General features: G+C 53.1%; 21 protein-coding genes. 5 read left to right on the forward strand and 16 right to left on the reverse strand.

Translation table 11 applies throughout. From position 1 onward, the window contains the following. Positions 1 to 38 precede the first annotated feature (38 nt). The 8 genes from WC959_04170 to WC959_04205 form a co-directional block, all read right to left on the reverse strand. Positions 39 to 752, reverse strand: a complete 714-nt coding sequence (locus WC959_04170; GenBank protein ID MFA5688328.1) for a hypothetical protein — start codon at positions 750 to 752, stop codon at positions 39 to 41. A 71-nt stretch (positions 753 to 823) separates the two neighbouring features. Beyond that, entirely contained in the window at positions 824 to 1567 is a 744-nt protein-coding gene (locus WC959_04175) for a TPM domain-containing protein (GenBank protein ID MFA5688329.1), read from the reverse strand. Positions 1568 to 1664: 97 nt separating this feature from the next. Further along, positions 1665 to 2039, reverse strand: a complete 375-nt coding sequence (locus WC959_04180) for a hypothetical protein (protein MFA5688330.1) — start codon at positions 2037 to 2039, stop codon at positions 1665 to 1667. Beyond that, positions 2036 to 3412, reverse strand: a complete 1377-nt coding sequence (gene rseP, locus WC959_04185) for an RIP metalloprotease RseP (GenBank protein ID MFA5688331.1) — start codon at positions 3410 to 3412, stop codon at positions 2036 to 2038. Before rseP ends, WC959_04180 begins: the two co-directional genes overlap by 4 nt. A 180-nt stretch (positions 3413 to 3592) precedes the next feature. Beyond that, complete coding sequence (locus tag WC959_04190; GenBank protein MFA5688332.1) at positions 3593 to 4444, reverse strand: phosphatidate cytidylyltransferase; 852 nt, start codon at positions 4442 to 4444, stop codon at positions 3593 to 3595. Between the two features lie 8 nt (positions 4445 to 4452). Then, complete coding sequence (locus WC959_04195; protein ID MFA5688333.1) at positions 4453 to 5208, reverse strand: isoprenyl transferase; 756 nt, start codon at positions 5206 to 5208, stop codon at positions 4453 to 4455. A 1-nt stretch (position 5209) separates the two neighbouring features. Then, positions 5210 to 5338 (reverse strand): hypothetical protein, encoded by a 129-nt coding sequence (locus tag WC959_04200; protein MFA5688334.1) that lies wholly within the window; start codon positions 5336 to 5338, stop codon positions 5210 to 5212. 31 nt (positions 5339 to 5369) lie between these two features. Beyond that, positions 5370 to 6647: an adenylosuccinate synthase gene (locus WC959_04205; GenBank protein ID MFA5688335.1), complete on the reverse strand. Its 1278-nt coding sequence runs from the start codon at positions 6645 to 6647 to the stop codon at positions 5370 to 5372. Positions 6648 to 7049: 402 nt separating this feature from the next. On the opposite strand from WC959_04205, the gene WC959_04210 reads away from it, so the two are divergent. Genes WC959_04210 through WC959_04220 form a run of 3 tightly spaced genes read left to right on the forward strand, consistent with a single transcriptional unit; the run spans position 7050 to position 9376 of the window. Further along, on the forward strand, positions 7050 to 8114 hold the full coding sequence (locus WC959_04210; protein ID MFA5688336.1) for a response regulator: 1065 nt from the start codon (positions 7050 to 7052) through the stop codon (positions 8112 to 8114). A 28-nt stretch (positions 8115 to 8142) separates the two neighbouring features. After that, complete coding sequence (locus WC959_04215; GenBank protein ID MFA5688337.1) at positions 8143 to 8655, forward strand: nitroreductase family protein; 513 nt, start codon at positions 8143 to 8145, stop codon at positions 8653 to 8655. A gap of 4 nt (positions 8656 to 8659) precedes the next feature. After that, positions 8660 to 9376, forward strand: coding sequence for a CpXC domain-containing protein (locus WC959_04220; GenBank protein MFA5688338.1), 717 nt, complete (start codon positions 8660 to 8662; stop codon positions 9374 to 9376). Positions 9377 to 9517: 141 nt separating this feature from the next. Here WC959_04220 and WC959_04225 read toward each other — a convergent pair whose 3' ends face one another. Together WC959_04225 and ettA are read right to left on the reverse strand one after the other, a co-directional pair. Beyond that, positions 9518 to 10459 (reverse strand): PD-(D/E)XK nuclease family protein, encoded by a 942-nt coding sequence (locus WC959_04225; protein ID MFA5688339.1) that lies wholly within the window; start codon positions 10457 to 10459, stop codon positions 9518 to 9520. Between the two features lie 40 nt (positions 10460 to 10499). Next, positions 10500 to 12176, reverse strand: coding sequence for an energy-dependent translational throttle protein EttA (ettA, locus tag WC959_04230; GenBank protein MFA5688340.1), 1677 nt, complete (start codon positions 12174 to 12176; stop codon positions 10500 to 10502). A 165-nt stretch (positions 12177 to 12341) separates the two neighbouring features. Between ettA and uvrB the strand changes: the two genes are divergently transcribed. After that, positions 12342 to 14384: an excinuclease ABC subunit UvrB gene (gene uvrB / locus WC959_04235; GenBank protein MFA5688341.1), complete on the forward strand. Its 2043-nt coding sequence runs from the start codon at positions 12342 to 12344 to the stop codon at positions 14382 to 14384. A gap of 108 nt (positions 14385 to 14492) precedes the next feature. On the opposite strand, the gene WC959_04240 is transcribed toward uvrB, so the two are convergent. From WC959_04240 to WC959_04250, 3 genes are read right to left on the reverse strand one after another with little or no spacing between them, the layout of a single operon-like run. Further along, positions 14493 to 15485 carry an N-acetylmuramoyl-L-alanine amidase gene (locus tag WC959_04240; protein ID MFA5688342.1) on the reverse strand — a complete coding sequence of 331 codons (993 nt, stop codon included), beginning with the start codon at positions 15483 to 15485 and terminating at the stop codon, positions 14493 to 14495. Between the two features lie 3 nt (positions 15486 to 15488). Beyond that, positions 15489 to 15818, reverse strand: coding sequence for a hypothetical protein (locus WC959_04245; GenBank protein MFA5688343.1), 330 nt, complete (start codon positions 15816 to 15818; stop codon positions 15489 to 15491). Next, entirely contained in the window at positions 15815 to 16648 is an 834-nt protein-coding gene (locus WC959_04250; GenBank protein MFA5688344.1) for a hypothetical protein, read from the reverse strand. The genes WC959_04245 and WC959_04250 overlap by 4 nt, the downstream gene beginning before the upstream one ends. A 119-nt stretch (positions 16649 to 16767) precedes the next feature. On the opposite strand from WC959_04250, the gene mutY reads away from it, so the two are divergent. Continuing rightward, entirely contained in the window at positions 16768 to 17889 is a 1122-nt protein-coding gene (gene mutY, locus WC959_04255) for an A/G-specific adenine glycosylase (protein MFA5688345.1), read from the forward strand. A 34-nt stretch (positions 17890 to 17923) separates the two neighbouring features. On the opposite strand, the gene priA is transcribed toward mutY, so the two are convergent. The 3 genes from priA to nadD all read right to left on the reverse strand — a co-directional run bounded on the left by priA (position 17924) and on the right by nadD (position 22420). Further along, positions 17924 to 20908 carry a primosomal protein N' gene (gene priA, locus WC959_04260; protein ID MFA5688346.1) on the reverse strand — a complete coding sequence of 995 codons (2985 nt, stop codon included), beginning with the start codon at positions 20906 to 20908 and terminating at the stop codon, positions 17924 to 17926. Continuing rightward, a complete protein-coding gene (locus WC959_04265) occupies positions 20905 to 21321 on the reverse strand; it encodes a secondary thiamine-phosphate synthase enzyme YjbQ (protein ID MFA5688347.1) in 417 nt (138 codons plus the stop codon). Before WC959_04265 ends, priA begins: the two co-directional genes overlap by 4 nt. Before the next feature lie 67 nt (positions 21322 to 21388). Continuing rightward, complete coding sequence (gene nadD, locus WC959_04270; GenBank protein MFA5688348.1) at positions 21389 to 22420, reverse strand: nicotinate-nucleotide adenylyltransferase; 1032 nt, start codon at positions 22418 to 22420, stop codon at positions 21389 to 21391. Positions 22421 to 22926 lie beyond the last annotated feature (506 nt).

Here is a 22926-nt window from a genome sequence, read left to right on the forward strand (position 1 = left end):
TAAAGTATGCCTGCTCCCCGCAAGCGGGCGGACCTGCCCTACACTAACTTGTCCACCGCATCGACGAGGAGTTCAATTGATTTGAGATACTCTTCGAATAAACGTTCAACGTCGACCATTTTTATTTTCACCGTCCGGTTTTTCAGTTCGCGAATTTTTTTAAGACCGTCCATTTTCAACGGCACATGCGCGTTCAGTTTTTCGAGTGCCGCAATTTTTTCCAGCGGCGCCGGCGTTTCGTATAAACGGAGTGCGGCGTGAAAAACGGACATGATGCCTGAAAACGATCCGGTCATCAGCGCCGCCAGCCGGCGGTGGTTCCCGCCGGCGGCGGCAAGATAGTTCCGGCGCAGCTGAATGAGCGCCACACGCAGTTCACGCTCAACCTGCAGGCGCAGATTGGCCGGATCAACGTTCATTTCGGCAATGATATCATCGCCGAATAAAATCCGGCGCGCGTCTTTCATGTCGAGGAATTCAATCGGAAAAATATCCGCCGCTTCAAACAGACGTTTGCGTGTAAACAACATCGGCGGCGGATTTCCGGCGCGTTCCCAGTTTGAAACAGGTTTTGACAGCGCACGCAGCACCGGTGCTGAAAGATCGTTCATCACAAGCAGAATATTATAATCGGAACCTTTCGATGCGCGATCGCCGGCCGCCGCTGAGCCGTAGAGAACGGCCGACTGTAAACTGCCGCCGCACACTGCCTGCACTTCCGCCGTAAATTCTTCCGGTGTTATCTTTTTCATTGCCGATCTCCGATTGTCGATTTTCGATTTAACAACTTAGTGCCTTTGTACCTGCTGCCTCTGTGCCTTTTTTACCATCCTCGCGACGCGCCGCCGCCGCCGGAACGACCGCCGCCGAAACCGCCGAATCCTCCGCCACTGCCAAATCCGCCGCCGCGATATCCACCGCGCCCGCCGCCGCTGTTCAGCAGGAACAGCAGCATCCAGGGGTGTTTAATCGCCAGCCAGATAAAAACCACAGCCAACAGTAAACCGAACCATCCAGACAACGGATGCGGTTCTTCCTGCACTGCCGTTTGCATTGCGCCGGTGAGTTCAACACCGGATTCTTGCGCCGCGATCTGTGCCATCGCCATCGCCCCGGCGCGCATTCCGGCGCTGTGGTCTCCGGCGCGGAATGCCGGCAGAACAGTTTGATCAATTAACCGGCCGGCAGCGGCGTCCGGCAGTGCGCCTTCAAAACCATAACCGACTTCGATATGTACCTTCCGGTCGTTTATCACAGCGAGCAACAGCATACCGTTATCTTTGCCTTTCTGCCCGATACTCCAGCGTTCATAAAGCCGCACAGCGAAATCATCAATCTGTCCGCCGTTGAGTGTCGGCAGCGTTACCACGGCAATCTGTGCGCCGGTTTTCTGCTCAAGCTCACCAAGCAGCTGCGTGACTGCCGCGCGGTCGCCGGAATTTATTACGCCGGCAAAATCATTAACATAGCCCGCCGGACGCAGGGAATTCAGCAGCCGGTCTGAATCAGCGCCGGCGTTGCAAAACGCAATCAGCAGTGCAAATGTGGTTATAAAAATTTTTCGCATTTCGGGAGACGTTATATTTTTTCGACAGCGGAATCAAATAATGAACTGAAAAGATAAAATTTTACATCGCGAACACAACGGAGGCGTCGCGTCTACCTTACTGATCGAATCTTTTTTCCCAAACGGGAGTGCCGGTCACTTCGAGTGTTAAGCGCCGGGAATCGGAACTCCATTGCAAGGATGTTGCGCCGGCAGCTTCAACCGTGTTGGTGAATTCCGGCAGATAGGCGAGTGTGCGCCAGATGTATTTTTCGCGCACTGAAATTTTTATTCCCGGCGTTGCATAATAATAGACGTGCTGCAGACGCGCCGTGCGGTTGCCGGCGGGCGCCGGAACAACCTGAACGGTTTTCACCGGCGCCATAAATATTTTAAATGAAACAAAAATGGCGAAGGCAAACAGCGCCGTAAGACTGAGCATCCGGAATTTCGGGCGGTTCAGAACACGCCGGCGCTTAAAACGGCTGGTCATTTGTTCTCAGTCTGTTCAGTGTGCGCTGCCGGCGCCGGCGCGCGCAGGCGGTCAACGTCGCGGATGGATAGAAAAATCATTGCACCGATAAGCAGCAGTGCGAACAGATTTACCAGCGCAATCTGAAAACGCGGATTCACTTTCCGGCGCGTAACTCCTTCCCACAGCGAGAAGAGAACGTGTCCGCCATCAAGCACCGGAATCGGCAGCAGATTTAAAACCGCGAGATTGATATTGAGGAAGCGAATGAGTCCAAGCGTATTGAGCAATCCGCTTTTAAATGAAAGGGCAAGCATGCTGAAAATGGCGATCGGTCCGCCGAGTCCGCCGGCAGCCTGTTTGATTTCTGCCGGTGTAACGAGCGCTTTTAAAACGCGGAAGATGGCAGATGCATCATACATCAGCTGGTCGAGCGGTTTTTTATAATGCATCCACGGCATGCCGCCGCCGCCGAGCTGAACACCGATAAGGTTACGCTGCAGCTCTTCGTTCCATTCCGGCGTAACGGTAAGCTCCACCGGTGCGGCAGCGCGTTCCACAATCAGACTGACTTCTTCGCCGGGGTTAACCTGTTGAACAAGTTCGGTGAATTGAACCCAGTCGAGCACCGGCGTATTATTAAATACGAGCACAATATCACCGGACTTTATTCCGGCGCGCGCCGCCGGGCTTTCCGGTGTAACCTGTCCGAACAGGCATGAAATGGCCGGCTCAACGCCGGGGATACGGCCAATGCCCTCTTCGCCTTTTTCAACCGGCACAGAGATGACTGCCGCACCGGTCGTGCGCAGAATATTCAGCGTTGCGGTGGCGCTGTTTTTTAACAGCAGCTCGACACTTAGATCATACCAGCTGTTCACTGTCTTGCCATCGACGGCGGTGATTTCATCGCCGCGCCGCAGCCCGGCGGCATACGCCGCGCTGTTTTCATCGACGTGCCCGATGATCGACGGAACTTTTGCAGTGGAGGCATCGCCGGGAATCAGCCAGATCGCCAGCGCGAGAACAATGGCGAGCAGAATATTTCCGGCAGCACCGGACAGTGCTACGGCGATTTTTTTCCACGGTGAAATCGCGGCATATATTTCGCCGGCGGAACTGTCGCCCTGGATTTTTTCCATGCCGGCCGGATCAAGCTGCGGCAGCGCAACGTAACCGCCGAACGGAATCCAGCCGATTTTGTAGATGATGCCGTTTTTCTGCCACTGAAAAATTGCGCGGCCGAAGCCGATTGAAAATGTTTTCACCACCAGCCCGCACCGGCGCGCAACGATGTAATGCCCGAATTCGTGCATGAATACCGTCACGCCGAACACAACAACGGCGAGAACGAACGAGTACAACAGCGATCCGATTTGAAAAAGTGAGCTCATGATATATTTTTTTGAACCGCTAATTAACACTCATGTTGCCGTTTCGCTGCTTTGCATTCGCAACGCCCTTCTTCGCATTACTAATTATTAGTGCCGATCAGTGAAGATTAGTGGTTTTAATTCTCTCTTTGCTTAAATTTTTTTCGTGAAAAATCCGTTTTCATCCGCGTTATCCGCGGTTTATTTCCTAAAGAAAAATTCGATGTACATATACAGGAACGGCGCAGCGAAAAGGATGCTGTCGATCATATCAAGTATTCCGCCAAGTCCGTGCGCAATCGTTCCGGAATCTTTGGCATCCACCGCGCGCTTAAAGAGCGACTCCATCAGATCACCAAGCGTCCCGACGACAGGAAACAGGATCCCGAGAATCAGTGCATGATAGAGCGGAAAGCGGTAGCTGCCGAGCGTGGCATCGCTGAAATACCACCACAGCGCGCCGATAATACATGAAGCCAGCATCCCACCGAACAGCCCTTCCCAGCTCTTTTTCGGCGAGATGCGCGGGAAGAGTTTGTGTTTGCCGAACCGGCACCCTAAAAAGTAGGCGCCGGCATCGCCCCATTTTACGGCGAGCAGAAAATAAAGTCCGCTGTACGCCGGCACATTCTTCGGACCAAGCATGAAAATGCGTACGAAAAAACTCCAGAAAAAAGCGACATAAATAAAGCCGAACAGCGTTCCGAGAGCGTTGCGGATGGCAAATTTTGCATCGGGATACGCTAGAATCCGGCAGAAATTAATGAGCAGAATTAAAACCAGCAATGCCCAGAGAATATGTGTCGAAACCCCGGCGCGGCACACAAACCACGTCATCGCAACAAACGCGATTCCACTGGCGATGCCGAAATGATATGATGCCGGCAGGTCCGCACGGTCGATTAAGCGGTAAAATTCGTGCATGCCGATGGCGCAGATCAGCAGCAGCGCAATCAGCGTCAGCAGATTGCCGGAAGGAACCAGCAGCAGCAGCGCCGCGATGACTGCCGCAATCAGCAGTCCGAGAACAATCCGTTTTTTATCCATTGCCATTGCGAACCTCACCTGGTTTCAACACCGCCGTAACGCCGGCAGCGCCGGTTAAATGCTTCGAGTGCTGCGAAAAATTCCGGCTCACGAAAATCAGGCCACAGAGTTTCAGTAATGTACAGCTCGGCATACGAGAGCTGCCAGAGCAGAAAATTACTCAGCCGCTGTTCGCCGCTCGTGCGGATCATCAGTTCCGGATCGGGAACATCCGGAAGATAGAGATGCGCCGCCACCGTTGTTTCATCAATCGTCTCGGGATCCAGCTTCCCGGCGACAGCTTCGCGCGCAATTTTTTTTGCAGCTGCGGCAATCTCCTGCCGTCCTCCGTAACTCAGCGCTACGATCAGCGTGTGTTCATACTCCTTTTCAGATTCCGCCATCAGCGCCGATAATTTTTTCTGCACTTTTTCCGGCAGACGCTCCATCTGACCGATAACACGCAGCCGGATTTTATTTTTTAAAAACAGAGGGCTGTGTTTTTCCATAAATTGAGCCAGCAGACTCATCAGCCCGTCCACCTCCTCTTGCGGACGGGTCCAGTTTTCCGTACTGAAGGCATACAGAGTTATATATTTTACGCCCGCTTTTTGCGCCGCTTTTAGCACCGCCAGTATCGACTGCGCACCCTCTTCATGACCTTTCAGGCGCGGGAAGCCGCGCCTTTGCGCCCACCGTCCGTTGCCGTCCATGATGATTGCAACGTGAGCAGGAATTGCAGATGGCGGATTGCAGATTGTAGATTTTTGACTGGAAACAGACGATTTCATTTTAAGTTGCAGAACGTAAAAGCTGATTCGCAATAACGCGGCCTTTGATTGTGTGCGGCAGGTCGTCAATTAATTCCATGACCTGCAAGGCAAACTGCCTGGTTCGTTTTTTTAATTCTTGCGCAATCACAAACTTCTCCTGCGAATCTTCAATCTGCAATCTATAATTCTATCGTGCTTGCACGATTGGGCCCTACCGACAAAATGCTCACCGGGACGTTCGTGAGTTCTTCAATCCAGCGGACATAGTTCTGCGCCTGTTCCGGCAGTTCATCAAATGAGGCTGCATTGCGGGTTGAGCAGTTCCAGCCTTTAAATTCTTTGTACACCGGCTTGCAGCGCGACAATTTACTGATGCTGGACGGAACGGATTCGATACGTTCGCCATCGCACTCGTACGCAACACAAACGTTGATCGTTTCAAAGCCGTCGAGCACGTCCATCTTCATCAATGCCCAGCGGTCAATTCCGGCAATCATCGCGGAATAGCGCGCAACGACCGCATCGAACCAGCCGCACCGGCGCGGCCGTCCGGTGGTCGCGCCGAACTCGTTACCGACCTTCGCCAGCTGTTCGCCGGCGGCATCAAACAGCTCCGTTGGAAACGGCCCTTCGCCAACGCGTGTGGTATAGGCTTTGACGATTCCGATCACCTCGTCAACCGAGTGCGGCGGAACGCCGGCGCCGGAAGCCACGCCGCCGGCACTGGTATTCGACGAGGTCACAAACGGATACGTTCCGAAGTCCACATCCAGCATTACGCCCTGGGCGCCTTCAAACAGAACATTGGCATCCGGATCGCGGACAGCGGCGTTCAGCATCGGCAGTGTGTCGCAGATAAACGGCTTCAGATAATCAAATGCTGCGGCGTATGTTTTTATTATTTCATCCGCATTCAATTCCGGCGCACCGAGAATCGTCAGCATTTCATTTTTCGCGGCGATCCACCGGCGGAACAGTTCGTCGAAATTATCTTCCAGCACATCGCCCATTCGCAGACCAATGCGGTCGGCTTTATCAATATATGCCGGACCGATGCCGCGCTTGGTGGTGCCGATTTTATTGCCGGATTCCGACAGCCGCGCCTCTTTTGCACCGTCGAGCTCTTTGTGATACTGAAACACGAGATGCGCGCGATCGCTGATAAACAGCCGGTTGCCAAACTCGATGCCGCGTTTTTCCAAATCCTGCAATTCTTCGGCGAGCCCGAGCGGGTCAACCACCAGCCCGTTACCGATCACGCATTTCACGCCGGGGCGCAAAATTCCGGACGGCGTCAGATGCAGCACATATTTCTGATCGCCGATTTCCACCGTATGGCCGGCATTGTTTCCGCCCTGATAGCGCACCACCCAGTTCGCTTTTGAGGTCAGCACGTCGATCACTTTACCCTTGCCCTCATCGCCCCACTGGGCACCGATTAACACTGTATTCGCCATGGATAATCCTTATTAAATGTTCTGTACCTGAAAGCGGGAGATGTTAACGCATTGACCTTTACGGGTCAATGCGTATTGCCGGGCGCCGCTACTGTGAATATTCAGATTTTCGGTGCATTGGCCCCGGCCGGGCGGGCTCGGCGATCCTTTGCAGACACCTCATCGAGACATTCCTGCCGCCGAATCTTATTCCCCGCCCTTAACAGCATCCCAGGTGCGGTTACATTTTGCATTACCGCGCCGAAATCGCAGATTCTGTAGAGTTTTTGATTTGGCGCCATAGCGGCGGAAAAATCCGCTTGATGCGGCGGAAATACTCTCTTCGTAACCCCGAATATTGTGAAAGGATCCGGCAGGTTGAAACCCTTGCCGCCGGAATTATTCCGGTATATATATAACACCATGAATTTAAGTGGAAATGAAGACCGCCCGCGGCGTGTTCTGCTGGCCGATGATCATGAAATTTATCGTTGCACCGTGGCGGCGATGATTACACAGCACGGCTATGAAGTGGATACCGCCGGTAATGCAGAGGAGACATTGGCGGCGGCGGAACAACAGCTGCCGGATGTTTTCGTACTGGACGTTCAAATGCCCGGAAACGAAGATCTGCAACTGATTGAAACGCTGAAAAACAGATATCCGAATATTCCGGTGATTGTGCTCACGGGGTTTGCGTCGCTGCCATCGGCCCTGAATGCGGTGCGCCTGAATATTTTTGATTACATCAAAAAAGATGAAAACTCCACCCGATTGCTGCGCCGGATTGATGAAGCGTTTGAACGCCGGCGGCTGCAGCAGCGACTGATTGAAGGCGAAGAACGTTACCGGCGACTGGCGCACCATCTGGAATCGGTACGCGAAGAAGAACGCCGGCGGCTGTCGATGGATCTCCACGATGAAATCGGACAAATTTTTACGGCGCTCAAAATTGACCTAGCGATCATGAAAGAGATGTGTGCCTGTAAAGGGCGCGTAAAAAATAAAATGGACAATATGAATGACCTGCTGATGGGCGGAATCAGGCTCGTCCACACTCTTTGCCGGCAGCTGCGTCCCGGCGCGCTGGATGATCTCGGTCTGGGCGAAGCGCTTGAAGGACTCGTGGCGGAATGGTCAGGCCGCAATCATGTTCTATGTACCCTGTCCGTCGATCTGATGGATGAGATTAACCGTGATGACATTAAAACTGCTGTATTTCGTATCGTGCAGGAAGCATTGACCAATATTTTCCGGCATGCTCAGGCGACGGAAGCGAATATTCAGGTGATTTCGGATGCCGATGCGGTCAGCATTTCAGTTTCCGACAACGGGAAAGGCATGCCAGAGAATAAAGACTGCGCCGGTTCATTCGGCCTGCTGAATATGATTGAACGCGCAGAAGCACTGGGCGGAACGCTTGAAATCAGCAGCGTGCCGGGCAAAGGCACTTGTATCGAAGGCTGTATCCCATTCAAACCGCGGTGACAAACGCATAATTTTTACTGGAGATTTTATGGACACGATTCATGCAATGATGACGCGCCGGAGTATTCGCGCGTTTGAAGACAAACCGGTGGCAGAAGACCAGATTAACATCCTGCTTGAAGCTGCGATGAACGCTCCGAGCGCCGGCGACGGGCGCCCGTGGCAGTTTGCAGTTACAACCGACAAAGCCAAACTCAACGCACTTGCCGATCAGGTTGACGAAGGCAATCCGCTGATCCGTCAGGCCGGCGCTGCAATTTTAATCTGCTTCGATCCGGCGCGCGAAGGCTTTAAAGGATTCGGCGAACAGGACTGTGCCTGTGCCGCGCAGAATCTGCAGCTCGCTGTGCATGCGCTGGGGCTGGGAACTGTCTGGCTGGCGGTGATTCATATTCCGCCGCGGATTACCGGCTGCCGGAACGTGTTCGGCGTGCCGGAAAGTCTCATTCCGTTTGCATTATTCCCTGTCGGTGTACCGGCAGAACAACTGCCGCCGGAATACCGTTTTGACGAAAAACTCATTCACCGGGAAGCGTGGTAGCCCGATGAGCGCAACGAAAACTCATTCCATCCGCTGTCCGGAATGCGGCACCGCACAGAATGTTGAACTGCACGACGCCATCAACGTTGCACAGAATCCGGAGCTGAAAACCGCACTGTTCGAAAATACTTTGAACCGCGTGCAATGCCACCGGTGCGACGCGTCGTTCCGGATCGACAAGCCGCTGCTTTACCACGACACCGAGCGCGATTTCATAATCTACTGGATGCCGGATACAACCTTCACACGCGAAGAAATTGTCGATCACTTCGATAAAATGACCGACGACCTGCGCGCCGCACTGCCGGAAAATACACCGCTGCCGTGCGTCCGGCTGGTCTTCACGCGTCCGGAACTTATTGAGCTGATTTATCTGCTCGAAGCAGGCATGAACGAGCGCATCGTTGAATATATTAAATATTCAATTCACACGCAGAATATGCACCGCGTTCCGCCGGCGGCAAAACAGCTGCTGCTCAACATTCAGGATTCCACTGCCGACGAACTGCTCTTTGCTGTTCAGAATGTTCAGACTGCCGCGCTGGAAGATATACTGCGCTATCCGCGTTCCGGCTATCACAACATCCGCAACATGTATCGCAACAACCCCGAAGAATTCATCGAACTTTTCCCCGGACCGTACATCAGCGCGCGCGACACGCTGCTTGCAGAAACCTTTGAAGAACCGGCAGATGATGACGATTCCGGTGAGTTTGAATAATGTGTTACAAGCTGACCGGATTCGAATTCACCGGAAATGTACAGAAGAAAACGAAGATTTTGAATAGAGGGTCGCCGGCCCTGCGACCGCGGACAGCAAGGGCCTGCCAAAATCAACCTCGAACTCTGAACCCTGAACTTCTTAACCCAGTTCTGTTTTGCAAAGTTCATAAAAATTGCACTGCTTACAGGAATCGGCATCGGAAGCTAAATCCCATTCCTCTTTCGGCAGCGGACTGTTTTTTTCGCGGTCAAAATCAACGAGGTATTCCGTCATTTCCGCCACCGAATCTTCAATGCGTGTTTCCAGCATTTCAAAATCGCCGGCGGTTAACTGGAACGGCGCGACAACGCCCTCATTCAGATATTCAACATAAAGAAATGTATCTTCCGGTATTGCCCGGAATTTTTCACGCGCCCAGATGGCATACATTCCGAGCTGCTCGCGGTGTGATCCTTTAATTTTTCCGGCTTTCCAGTCGTGAATGTGAAACGCGTTTCCGGCGCGGTATGCATAATCCGGAATGACATACATCTTCACGCCGTTCCAGACAATATGTTCCGGATCGCCGCCCATCTCCGGCGTACGCACCGGCAGTTCCTGTTCGCGCGTAATGGCTTCAATGCGCGGCAGAATTTTATCAATAAAATTCTGAATGCAGTTTTTAATCTGATTCGCAATCTGTTCGCCGGCGGTTTTCTCGTCACCCATTGTGCCGTAATAATGTTCGCGCAGGCAGCATTTTCCTTTCGGATCATTCTTCCATTCGCCGCGCTTCGATTCCGTCCATTTCTGACGCAAAAAAGGGCGCGCCACCGTCTCATACGCCGTTTCCGTATCCATCGGATTACCCGCCTGATGCTGGCGCAGCACGCGCATGATCGAAATTTCCGCCGCCTGACCCATCAGTCCCCAGCGATTATCCATTTTATTGAGCCGGTACGCTGTTTTCGTTTCCGGCGCGGCGTTGCGGTTCCAGCCGCCCCACATGCCGTATTTGCTCCAGTAGCGCCGCCGGCGGCATTCATCGAAATCCGCTGCGGCGCTGAACGACCACGAAAAGGTGTTTTTTAATTCGGCCATGCAGAAGACATTAGACTTTAGATCTTGGACTTTCGACTTTTTAATTATGCGAAACCGGCCGGAATTTAATGCGGTGCGGTCTGTCGGCCTCGTCGCCGAGCAGGCGGCGGCGCTGTTCATGATAGGCTTCATAGTTGCCTGCAAACCAGGTGACGTTACTGTCGCCCTCGAACGCAAGAATGTGCGTGGCAATGCGGTCGAGAAACCAGCGGTCGTGGCTGATAACCACCGCGCAGCCGCCGAAATTCAACAGCGCTTCTTCGAGCGCACGCAGTGTGGTTACGTCAAGGTCGTTCGTCGGTTCGTCGAGCAGCAGTAAATTGCCGGCGCGCTGCAAAAGTTTGGCGAGATGCACGCGGTTGCGTTCACCGCCGGAAAGCATGCCGACTTTTTTCTGCTGTTCGCCGCCTTTAAAATTAAATTTACCGCAATAGGCGCGTCCGTTCATGCGCTTGCCACCGAGATCAATCCAGTCGTTGCCGCTGCAGATTTCTTCGTAAACCGTTTTGTCGGGATTCAATTCGTCGCGCGACTGGTCGACATAAGAAATATGCACCGTCGGACCGATTTTCAATTCTCCGGCAGTCGGTTCTTCCTGTCCGGTGATCATACGAAAGAGTGTGGTTTTACCGGCGCCGTTGGCGCCGATGACGCCAACGATTCCGCCGGGCGGCAGATCAAAGTTCACATTTTCCATGATAATGCGGTCGCCGTAGTTTTTGGTTAATCCTTCGGCACGCACCACGAGATTGCCGAGCCGCTCGCCCGCCGGAATCTGAATTTCAACACTGTCTTCGCGCGTATCAATTTCCTGCGCCGCCAGCGTTTCATAGTTTTTCAGGCGCGCCTGACTCTTCGCACGGCGGCCGGACGGATTGGCGCGCACCCATTCCAGTTCGCGCTGCAGCAGTTTACTGCGCGACACGGCCTGTTTGTTCTGCGCGGCGAGCAGCGCCTGTTTCTGTTCGAGCCATGCTTCGTAATTGCCTTTGTACGGATAGGCGCGGCCGGCATCGAGTTCGAGAATCCATTCCGTCACGTTATTGAGAAAATAGCGGTCGTGCGTAATTACAATCAGTGTGCCGGCGAAGCGTTTCAGATATTCTTCCAGCCACGCGACCGATTCCGCATCGAGATGGTTGGTCGGTTCGTCGAGCAGGAGAACGTCCGGGTTTGAAATCAATAACCGGCAAAGCGCGACACGCCGCTTTTCGCCGCCGGAAAGTTTTTCAACGGAGTTGTCGCCGGACGGCAGACGCAATGCATCCATCGCCATTTCAACATTATGGTCGAGGCTCCATAAATCCTGCGTATCAATTTTATCCTGCAGTTCGCCGAGTTCGTCATTCAGTTTGTCGCTCTCTTCGTCCGCAAGATCGGTGGCGAGCAGATCGCAGATTTCATCGTAGCGGTCGAGAATGGCTTTGGCTTCGGCGACGCCCTCCATCACATTTCCCAGCACGGTTTTTGATGCATCGAGCTGCGGCTCCTGCGGCAGATAGCCGATGCGCGCATTTTTTGCGATTTGTACCTGACCCATATAATCGGTATCCACGCCCGCCATGATGCGCAGCAGCGACGATTTTCCGGCGCCGTTGCCGCCGATCACACCGATTTTTGCACCGAAGAAAAATGCCAGCATGACATCGTCCAGCACCATGGTTTTATTGTGCTGCTTCGTCAGATTCTGTAAATTATAAACATATTCACCCGCCATAAAAATCCTTTCAAAATGAACGCCGGAATCTAAAGAAATCGTGCCGGAATTTGAACTACGAAAAACACAAAATACACAAAAGGTGGAACGCGACCTCCGGCGCGTTTGAATTGGCGGCTAAATTTTTGTGTTCTTTGCGTTCTCCGGCAGTTAATAATTCTCCGAATGAGTACATCATTCCAGCTTGTTTCAAATTATCAGCCGACAGGCGATCAGCCGGCGGCGATTGAAGCGTTGTTGAAAGGTCTGGATTCGGGGCAGCGTTTTCAGACGCTGGAGGGTGTAACGGGTTCCGGCAAAACATTTACGATAGCAAATGTAATTGCACGACACAGCAAGCCGGTACTGGTAATGTCGCACAACAAAACGCTGGCAGCGCAGCTTTACGCCGAGTTGAAATCATTCTTTCCGCATAACGCCGTCGAATTTTTTATCAGTTATTATGATTATTATCAGCCGGAGGCATACATTCCGCAGACGGATACGTTTATCGAAAAAGATGCGTCGATTAATTCTGAAATTGAACGGCTGCGGCTGGCGGCAACCGACAGTCTGCTGAACCGCAAAGATGTCATTATCGTGGCGTCTGTCTCCTGTATTTACGGTTTGGGTTCGCCGGAAGATTATAAAAATATGATTGTTTCGGCGCGCAAAGGCGAGCAGTGCAATCGCGATGAACTTCTGCAGCAGCTTGTGACGGTGCAATATGAACGCAACGATTTTGAAACGCTGCCGGGAACATTCCGCGTGCGCGGCGACACGATTGATATTTTTCCATCGTACGCCGAATACGGTTTGCGCGTCGGATTCTTCGGCGATGAGATCGACAGCATTCAGCGCATTGATCCGCTCACCGGAAAAACAGAGGAAATGCTGAGCCGCGTGATGATTTCGCCGGCGCGGCACTTTGTGATGCCGTACGAAAAAATGGCGCCGGCGCTCGCGCGCATCCGTGAAGAACTCGATGAACGCGTCGCGCAGCTTGAAAAAGCGAACAAGCTGATTGAAGCGCAGCGCATCCGGATGCGCACCGAATATGACATCGAGATGATGAAAGAGATCGGCTATTGCGGCGGTATCGAAAATTATTCGCGTCATCTTTCCGGCCGTTCCGCCGGCGACCGCCCGGCATGTCTGCTCGATTATTTTCCGGCGGACTTTCTGACGATCATTGATGAATCGCACGCCACACTGCCGCAGATCCGCGGCATGTTTAACGGCGACCGCGCGCGCAAATTAACGCTCGTTGAGCACGGATTCCGGTTGCCGTCGGCGCTCGATAACCGTCCGCTTGAGTTTAACGAATTTATGGATGTCACCGGTCAGATGATTTTCACTACTGCCACACCGGGACCGTACGAAACTGAACACGGAGGGAAGCCGGTGGAGCAGGTGATCCGGCCGACCGGCATTGTCGATCCACCGGTGGAAATCCGTCCGCTGAAAGGACAGATCGATGATGTGATGGAAGAAATCCGCGCGCGGGCTGAACGCGGTGAGCGCACGCTGGTAACAACGCTGACCAAACGCACCGCCGAAGATTTAACCGGCTATCTGAAAAAAACCGGACTGCGCGTGCAATATCTGCATTCCGAAATTGACGCGATTGAACGCGTTGAAATTCTGCGCAGTCTGCGCAAGGCGGAGTTCGACTGTCTGATTGGAATTAACCTGCTGCGTGAAGGGCTCGACCTGCCGGAAGTTTCGCTGGTGGCAATTCTCGATGCCGATAAAGAAGGATTTTTGCGTTCCGAAACATCGCTCATTCAAACCGCCGGACGCGCGGCACGGCATATTGACGGCAAAGTCATTATGTATGCCGATCAGATCACCGGCTCAATGCGCCGGATGATTGACGTCACCGAACATCGCCGGAAAAAGCAGATCGCCTATAACGAAGAGCACGGGATCATACCGCAGGCGATCCAGAAAGAAATTCAGGAAAGCCTGGCGCATCTCAAAAAAGATGCCGAGGATACGGAAGAGTGGGTGCTGCGTGAAACCGGCGAAGATTACGACATTAATCAGACCATCATGGAGCTTGAGCGCGAAATGCTCGGCGCCGCTGAAAAACTCGAATTTGAACGCGCCGCCCTGCTCCGCGATCAGCTTTACGAACTCCGCGAAGCCGCTTCGCCCGCTGTTCCGGGGCCGAAAGAGAAAATTTCCTATGTCGGACGCAAATTGAGGAAGCGCCGGAAAATGTGACCGATTGTAAAAGCAAGTGTCCGGTTCCGGCTGGCACCTGTTTTTATAATTTGCCGCGTTGTTATGTTTTTACGGCGATTTCTCTCCGGCGCTTTACACCCACGTTTTTTAACCTTTTGGTGTGCGGGCGCGATTGACATGGTTGAGATATTCGCTGATGCCGTCGGCGATGCCGCGTGCAATTTTATCACGTCCGGCGGCTTCAATTACGACGGCTTCTTCCCGCGCATTGCTCAGAAAGGCGATTTCAACAAGCGCCGCCGGACACGGCGCGTCTTTAATTACCTGAAACCGCGCGCGTTTAACACCGCGGTCAGTGCGCGCAGTGGTGCGAACTAAATGTTTCTGAATCGCGAATCCAAGCGCCATGTTGGCGGCGTCGAAATGATTGCCCGGATTTTTTGCAGTTGATGCGGCGCCTTTGCCGAACGAGTTATGACTGTAGCGTCCGGGCAGTGAGAGCACGAATGTTTCAATGCCGTTAGCGCTGCGGTCGGCGGCGGAGTTGGCATGAATGCTGACGAAAAGATCGCCTTGCAAGGTGGATGCAAGTTTTGTGCGCGCCGGCAGAGACAGATCTTTATCTTCAGAGCGGGTGAGGACGACGTTGATGCCGCGGCTTTGCAAAATGGTCCGCACGCGCCTGGTGACGTCAAGCGTCAGCCGTTTTTCCTGTACATTGCGCGGACTGACGGCGCCGTTGTCTTTGCCGCCGTGTCCGGCATCAAGTACGACGGTGCGGTTTCCGGCGCGTCCGAGATGCTCATAAGGCCGCAGCGCCGGTTCAACGGTTTGGTTGAAGTCGAGTTCTTCAATGGTGAACTGCCAGCCGATTTTTTTGACAGGACTGCTGAGCCAGACGAGCGTGCCATTGATCCAGCAGCGCCGGCCGGTGGTTTCAAATTCGACAGTGTGCCATTTATTCGTGAGGTGCATCCGGTCTTTTGCCGGCGCGGATACAGTCATACCGTAATAAGCCGCGATGGTATTGAGTGCAACATAGTTTCTGCCGTCGAATGGAATGGTACGGATCGCGGCGCCTGCTGAAATGGAAATTCCGGCGCAGATAAACGAAATTAAAATGGCGCGCCGGAAAATCATTATTTAATACGGCTTCTGGTCGCCGGTCATGAGCAGATAACGGCGCACGTCACCGGTGGCGGGTTTGTCGACGACCTCAATCTGTTTGCCGGTGCCTTGAATGCGGTCAGCCTGCGGCAGCGGTTTCCAATCGGGTCTTTGGTTACGCGGCGCATCGGTATAGAAAATAGTATAAATCTGATTTGGCGCGGAGTTCCAGCTGATGGACATCTGCCCGCCGGCATACGCGGTAGAAAAGCGCGGCGAAACGGTGTCAATATTTACCACCGGCGGCTTGGATGCACAGCCGGCGGCGAATAAAATCAGCAGCGGAAGAGCGGACAGTTTTTTCATTTCCAGAATTTCCACCAGGATGATTTTTTCGGCACGGACGGGTTGATGATGACGGCTTCGGGCATGTCACCGGTACCGAACGGATCGGCTTCAACTTCGGCCGGCGGCGGCGGTGCTTCAATGCCTTCGACCGCGGCGGTGTCGTCGCCGGCGGCCTCAATCAGAATAACGCGCGAATCTTCTTTCTCCTCAACTGCCGGTGCAGTCTCTTCTTCAAAGACAACCGGTTCAACCGGCGCCGGCGAAACAATGTTCAGCGAGTTCCAGTATTCTTTGTCGAGTTCATCATTGCGGCTATTGTAACGGCTCAGGTCTTTGGCCTGATAGTGCCACCACGGAACATTGACGAGACCGGGGTTGATGTCCTCAATTTCCATCCGGTACGCTTTGGCATAAAGTTTCCAGGTGCGATAGGAGAAATTGAGGTTCAGTCCGGCGAGATGCAGCATAACGCGCGGATCGGTGGACGAGATTTTATAACCTTCCGGACACCATGATCCGTCGGGAATCATCTCTTGCGGCACCGGCATTCCGGCGCTTTCAACCAGAATACAGCGCACCGGCGGACGGGTGAAAAAGTTGCCGATCTTATAATCTTCATAGCGGATACCGACCCACTTTTCGCCGGTCCAGCCGTGAATTTCAAGCTCGCTGCCGGTTTGTTTATAGGTCACGAGCAGCGTCGGATAATTCAATGCAATATCCTGACCGACACGCACCGGCACCGGTTCGCGCGGCACGATCAACATGATAATTTCGTCAGCCTGGCGCGCGCAAGCGTTCAGTGCGGCGGCAATAACAACAAACAGTAAAGCTGTTTTTTTAAACATAACGGTCTCCTATTTCAAAATCCGGTATAGCATAAACCGCCGGCGGCAGATTTTACAAACGCAAACTTTTCCTCTTCGGGATTGAAACTCCGGTGAATTGCAGGAATCCTAGCCTGATTATGCGCGCAGTCAAATCCCAAGCTGAAAAAAACCAGCACATTCCGGCAATACAAAGAGCAGTGAAACGCCGGCTGCTGCCGTGGTTTGCAGCACATGCGCGGGATCTGCCGTGGCGTAAAAACCGCACGCTCTACCGGGTCTGGGTTGCTGAAGTTATGCTGCAGCAGACGCGCGTCGACACCGTGATCGACTATTACCGGCGCTGGATGAAAACCTTTCCGTCGTGGCGCGCGCTCGCCGGCGCGCAGCAGGATGCTGTTCTAAAACAGTGGGAAGGACTCGGCTATTACAGCCGTGCGCGCAATTTGCACGCGGCGGCGAAAATGATTGTTGCATGTAGACGCGATGCCTTCGTCGCGTCTGATGATATTGAGAAAGCATTAAAAAAATTTCCCGGTATCGGCAGCTATACTGCCGCCGCCATTGCCAGCCTGGTGTTTAATATCGATGCGGCGGTGGTGGACGGCAACGTCATTCGCGTTATCAGCCGGCTCTTCGCACTCTCCAGCGATCCGAAAACCGGCGCCGGTGCAAAACAGATTCAAGCACTCGCCGATGCCATGCTTGTAAAAGGCCGCGCCGGAAATTTTAACGAAGCAATGATGGAACTTGGCGCGACCGTCTGCCTGCCGAAAAATCCGGTGTGCGGCGCATGTCCAATGAATACTGTTTGCATTGCGCGCAACACAAACGCCGTCGAAAAATTCCCGGCATTCAGGAAAAAGAAAAAAATTCCGCACATCATCGTCGGTGCCGCCATCACACTGCGCCGGAAAAATGAAGTGCTCATTGCGCAGCGGCGTGCCGGCGGTATGCTCGCCGGACTGTGGGAATTTCCTGGCGGCAAACAGGAGCCCGGTGAAAGTATCGAAGAGTGCATTGTACGTGAACTCAAAGAAGAGCTCGGCATTACAGTTGCACCCTGCGAATTTTTTATGACGGTCACCCACACCTACAGCCATTTTAAAATGACCATGCACGTTTATAAAATGCGCCTTGTCGCCGGACGCCCGCGTGCGCTTCATTGCGCCGGTTTTGCCTGGGTAAAAATCGCCGGTCTCCGCAACTATGCATTTTCCAAAGCCGATCTGCGCGTTGTGCAAAAACTGCAGGCAATGTAAAATAGATGATTTCCCCCTGTAGTTACCGGAATTTTTAAAGCAAGGAGACCGCGTCAACATCCACTGTAACTTTGACGGTTTTCGGCAGCTTCATCATACCGAAGGCGGCGCGGATAGCGGTGCTCAGCGTTTTGGTATGCGCCGCACGCAGCAGAATCTGCCAGCGGTATTCGCCGCGAATGCGCGCGATCGGCGCCGGCATTGCCGGAGAAAGAATAACAGTTGCGCCGGCGCATTGTTCGACGCCGGCGAAAAATTTTTCAGCCATGCCGCCGGTCTGCAGATTGTCTTTGCCGCGAAATGTGATGCATACCAAACGGGTGTACGGCGGATAGCCGAGCTCCTGGCGGAATGAAAATTCCTGATCGCAAAAACCGGCGAAGTCCATGCGCTGCGCCGCCTGAATTGCCGGATGGTGCGGCGTATAGGTTTGCACGATCACTTCGCCGGCGGTTTCTCCGCGCCCGGCACGGCCGGCAACCTGCGTCAGTAGTTGAAACACACGCTCGCCGGCGCGAAAGTCCGCCATGTGCAGGGCGTGATCCGGGTTGACCACGCCGACGAGTGTGACGTTCGGGAAATCGAGCCCTTTTGCAATCATCTGTGTCCCGACGAGAATATCAATTTTTCCGGTACGGAATTTTCCCAGCACATCGCGGTACGCATTTTTCCGGCGCATTGTATCCGAATCCATCCGCTGAATCCGTGCTTTAGGGAACAGCGCCGTCACCACCTCTTCAATTTTTTCGGTGCCGGCGCCGGAATATTTAAACTGCAGCGATGCGCACGCCGGACATTTTTCTGGCACCGGAATTTCATCGCCGCAAAAATGACACACCAGCCGACCGCGTGCTTTGTGAAACGTCAGCCCGACACTGCACTGCGAACACTCTGCGGTATAACCGCAGTCGGGACAGGTGAGTGACGACGAAAAGCCGCGCCGGTTCATAAAAATCATTGTCTGCTCCGCGCGGTTCAACCGTGTGCGGATGGCTTCAACCAGTTCGCGTGAAAACAGATGCGGTTTGCCTTCGCGCTGCGCTTCAATGCGCATATCCACAATCTGCATCAGCGGCATCTGCCGGTCGTCCACGCGCTGCGGCATGTCGACATAACGGTATTTTCCGCTCTTCGCATTCGCGTACGACTCCAGCGCCGGCGTCGCCGAACCGAGCACCACCGCGCACTTTTCCATTCGTCCGCGCATCACCGCCGTATCGCGCGCGCTGTACCGCGGCGCTTCATCCTGCTTATAGGTCGGCTCGTGTTCTTCATCGACGACAATCAACCCGGGATTTTCCACCGGCGCAAACAGCGCCGACCGCGCGCCGACCACAATCTTCGCTTCACCGGCGCGAATCCGATGCCATTCGTCATAACGCTCGCCGTCCGACAATGAACTGTGCAGCACTGCAATCTTTTCCGGCGCATCCGCAAACCGCGCGCGGAACCGGTCCACTGTCTGCGGCGTCAGTGCAATTTCCGGCACCAGTACAATCGCGCCTTTGCCCTGTTCCAGCGCGCGCGCGATCGCCTGTAAATACACTTCCGTTTTCCCTGAACCCGTTACACCGTGCAGTAGAATCACCGGCGGCTCCGGTTCATCCATTGCTGCAGTAATCTGATTCAGCGCCGCCGCCTGCTGCGGCATTAAATCGAACGGTTCTGTTTTCAGCAAATGAATTCCGGCGTGCGGATCACGGTATACCGCTTCACTTGAAATCAAAACCATGCCCTTTTTCTCCAGCGCTTTCACAGTCGCCGCCGAAACTCCCGCCCGTTCCGTTAATTCAGTCAGCAGCAGCGCGCCGGAATTCTTGAGGACGTCGACGACGGATTGCTGCTTGGCTGTTAGCTTCAAATTTTCATTTGCAGAAAAAGTAGACGCGGCGCCCCCGCCGCGTTCCGCATTCGCACAGAAAACACTGAACGTTCCTGCCGGCAGATTTTTCGGATTATTAAGAATGTACTCACGAAACTTTGATAAACTTTCCGGTGATCGCACAATGTGATCAAATGATTCTTTCTGCCAAAGGTTTCTTTGTTGTGCAGAACACAAAGTAGACGCGGCGCCCCCGCCGCGTTCACACACATTACGCGGCGGGGGCGCCGCGTCTACTTTACCAATCATATGAGAAGAAACCGATTTCCACTGTTGAATGATCGAAGACAGTGTATTGTCGCCGCGCGGCGCAACGAGGACATGAACATGATTCGGCATGATTACATAACTGTCGATTCGATACCGCTCACCGTCAAACGCCTGCATTGTTTCTTCAAGAATCTGCCGGTTTTTTGCGTCAGAAAAAATACAGCTTCCGGTGCCGGAATTCAGCCATTTTTCAAACGGTGCTGAAAAACGCCGGTGATACTCTTCGTGCCATTCGTCTGCAGAAAAAGCAGACGCGACGTCTCTGGTGCGTTCCGTCGTTTTTGGTTCAGGATTTTCTTCCAGCCATTCGTCGCGCTCGCGCCGCCACTGTACCAGTTTTTCCTGTGGTACAGAATCCGCAAGCCGGAACGTTACAAAATACATGGTTCCGTCCTGCCGCCAGTGCGGAAGATTGCCGCCGGACAAATAAGATACAGGTACAGAAGAATCAAAATAATTTGTTTGGACGTGCGTGGAGCGCGACGGGGACGTTGCGTCTACTTTTCCGATCAACGAAACCGTTAACTGCTTTTTTTCGCCTTCGGACTTCCGCCGGACGACAGCCGGCAGAACGGAACGAACACACGTTTCGAACGGCGCGAGATAGTAGGTGCTCATCCAGCGCGCGAGATCCATAACGACCGGCGTGATGAGCGATGTTTCGCCGAGCACTTTTTCGATCGGCTTCAGTTCTTTAAGATCAGATTTTTCGGCGAACCCGACGACAAATCCAGTGACGTTCCGGCTGCCGAACGGCACCTCCACGCGCGAGCCGATTTCAACCGCCGGTTGCAGTGCTGCCGGAATCAGATAATCGAATTCCCGGTCCAGACTGAGATCAACGGCGACTTTGGCGATGCGGTTCATTCCCCGATAATTTTCACAAGGACACGTTTTTCGCGCAGGCCGTCATATTCGCCGTAAAAAATCTGTTCCCACGGACCAAAGTCGAGTTTTCCGGCAGTGACGGCGCAAACGGCCTCGCGCCCCATGAGCTGGCGTTTCAAATGCGCGTCGGCGTTATCTTCAAATCCGTTATGCGCGTACTGACTGTGCGGTTTTTCCGGCGCGAGTTTTTCGAGCCATTGTTCGAAATCGCCGTGCAGTCCGCTTTCATCGTCGTTAATAAAAACACTGGCAGTAATGTGCATCGCGTTAACAAGACACAAGCCTTCTTTAATTCCGCTCTCGCGCAAACATTCATTTACGTCCGGTGTGATGTTTATATACGCGCGCCGGCGCGGCGCTTTAATCCAAAGTTCTTTCCGGTATGACTTCATAGGACTCCCGAATTTTGAATGTCGAATATCGAACAAGGAATTTCGAAATCCGTTAATTCGATATTCATTATTCTACATTCCCCGGTTCAACTCTCACCGCATCTTTCCACAGTTTTTCAAGATCGTAGAAACTGCGCATTTCATCGCTGAAAATGTGAATCATCACGCCGTCGTAATCAACAATCGCCCAGCCGGATTCCGGCGTACCGGCGGCGCGCCAGCCTTCGTACTGTTCATTTTTGAACAGACGCTGCAGTCCGTCGCTCAGCGCTTTCAGATGCGGTTTGTTGGCGGCGGAGGCGACAACAAAATAGTCGGCGATGTTAGCGACTGCACGCAAATCAAGTATGACAATATCTTTGGCGTTTTTTTCGTCCAGAAATTTTATGGATTTCCCGATCACTTCAGGAAGTGCTTCACTCATTAAATTTTTTCCTTTCTCCCTATATAAATGATGAGTGTCAATATAGCGCTCTACTGCTGCCGGAACAAGCCCGCGAATATTTTTGCCCGCCGCCAGCCGATGCCGGATGTCCGACGATGAAACATCGATTTTGTGAATAGCAATAACGCGCCCCAGCAGCCGCTGCTTCCATTCGCCGGTTAATTGAATTTGCGCCGCAATTTCAGCTGCATTGTCACCGCCGCGCGCGAACGGAACAATAGTGCAGATTTTAAGCAGTTCTTCTATGCGATACCACCGATGCAGTTCGGCGAGCGAATCAAGCCCAATGATGAAAAAAAATTGCGCTGCGGAATTTTCTGTACGCAGTTGTGTGATGGTATCGAATGTATACGAAACTCCGCCGCGCCGGAGTTCCAGCCCGGAAACCTCGAATACCGGATTTCCGCCGGCAGCAAGTTCCAGCATTGCAAACCGGTGTTCATCTCCGGCGAGCGTGCGGTCCGGCTTATGCGGCGACATTGCCGCCGGCATAAAAATCAGCCGGTCCAGACCAAGCTGCTCTACGGCATCCTGCGCGACCGTTATATGCCCGCAGTGCACCGGATCAAATGATCCGCCGAAAACGCCGATGCACAATGGATCATTGACGATTGACGATTGACGATTGTTTTCTTTCATTTCAAATTTTTTCAACCGCCGGACACCATGGACTTAGGAAAATTCTGTGAATCCTGTCAGAACTCTTATGTCGTTTTGGTTTCTTCATCTGTTTTCATCTGCATTGCCCGTGGTTGAAGCCGGCGTTTTAATCTGTTTTGCGGCGCGGCGCGAACAAAATAAATTTTTGATCCCGGAATTCGCTGCCGGGGTTCTAGAGCGTATTAAGAAAAATTATAGCCACAAAAAACACAAAAACACACAAAAGTGTAATGTATCGCGGCATCTTTGCCTGTCTTGGGAAATCCGCAGATAACGTAGATGAACGCAGATATTTAAACCAGGGGATACACAACACACACGGAAGTTTTGCAGAAAGCATCAGGCATTCAGGGATTAGCAGAGAGGCAGAGTCGTAGACGCGGCGCCCTCGCCGCGTTCCGTGTTCAGGGTTTTCAGTTTACAGTTGGGAGTTGAAAAGTTCTCAGTGCGCTCTGCGGTTTATCAATCATTCGGCCCGTAATTATTTTGCGATTGTTGCG

The sequence above is a fragment of the Kiritimatiellales bacterium genome (assembly GCA_041656295.1).
Lineage (GTDB): Bacteria > Verrucomicrobiota > Kiritimatiellia > Kiritimatiellales > Tichowtungiaceae > Tichowtungia.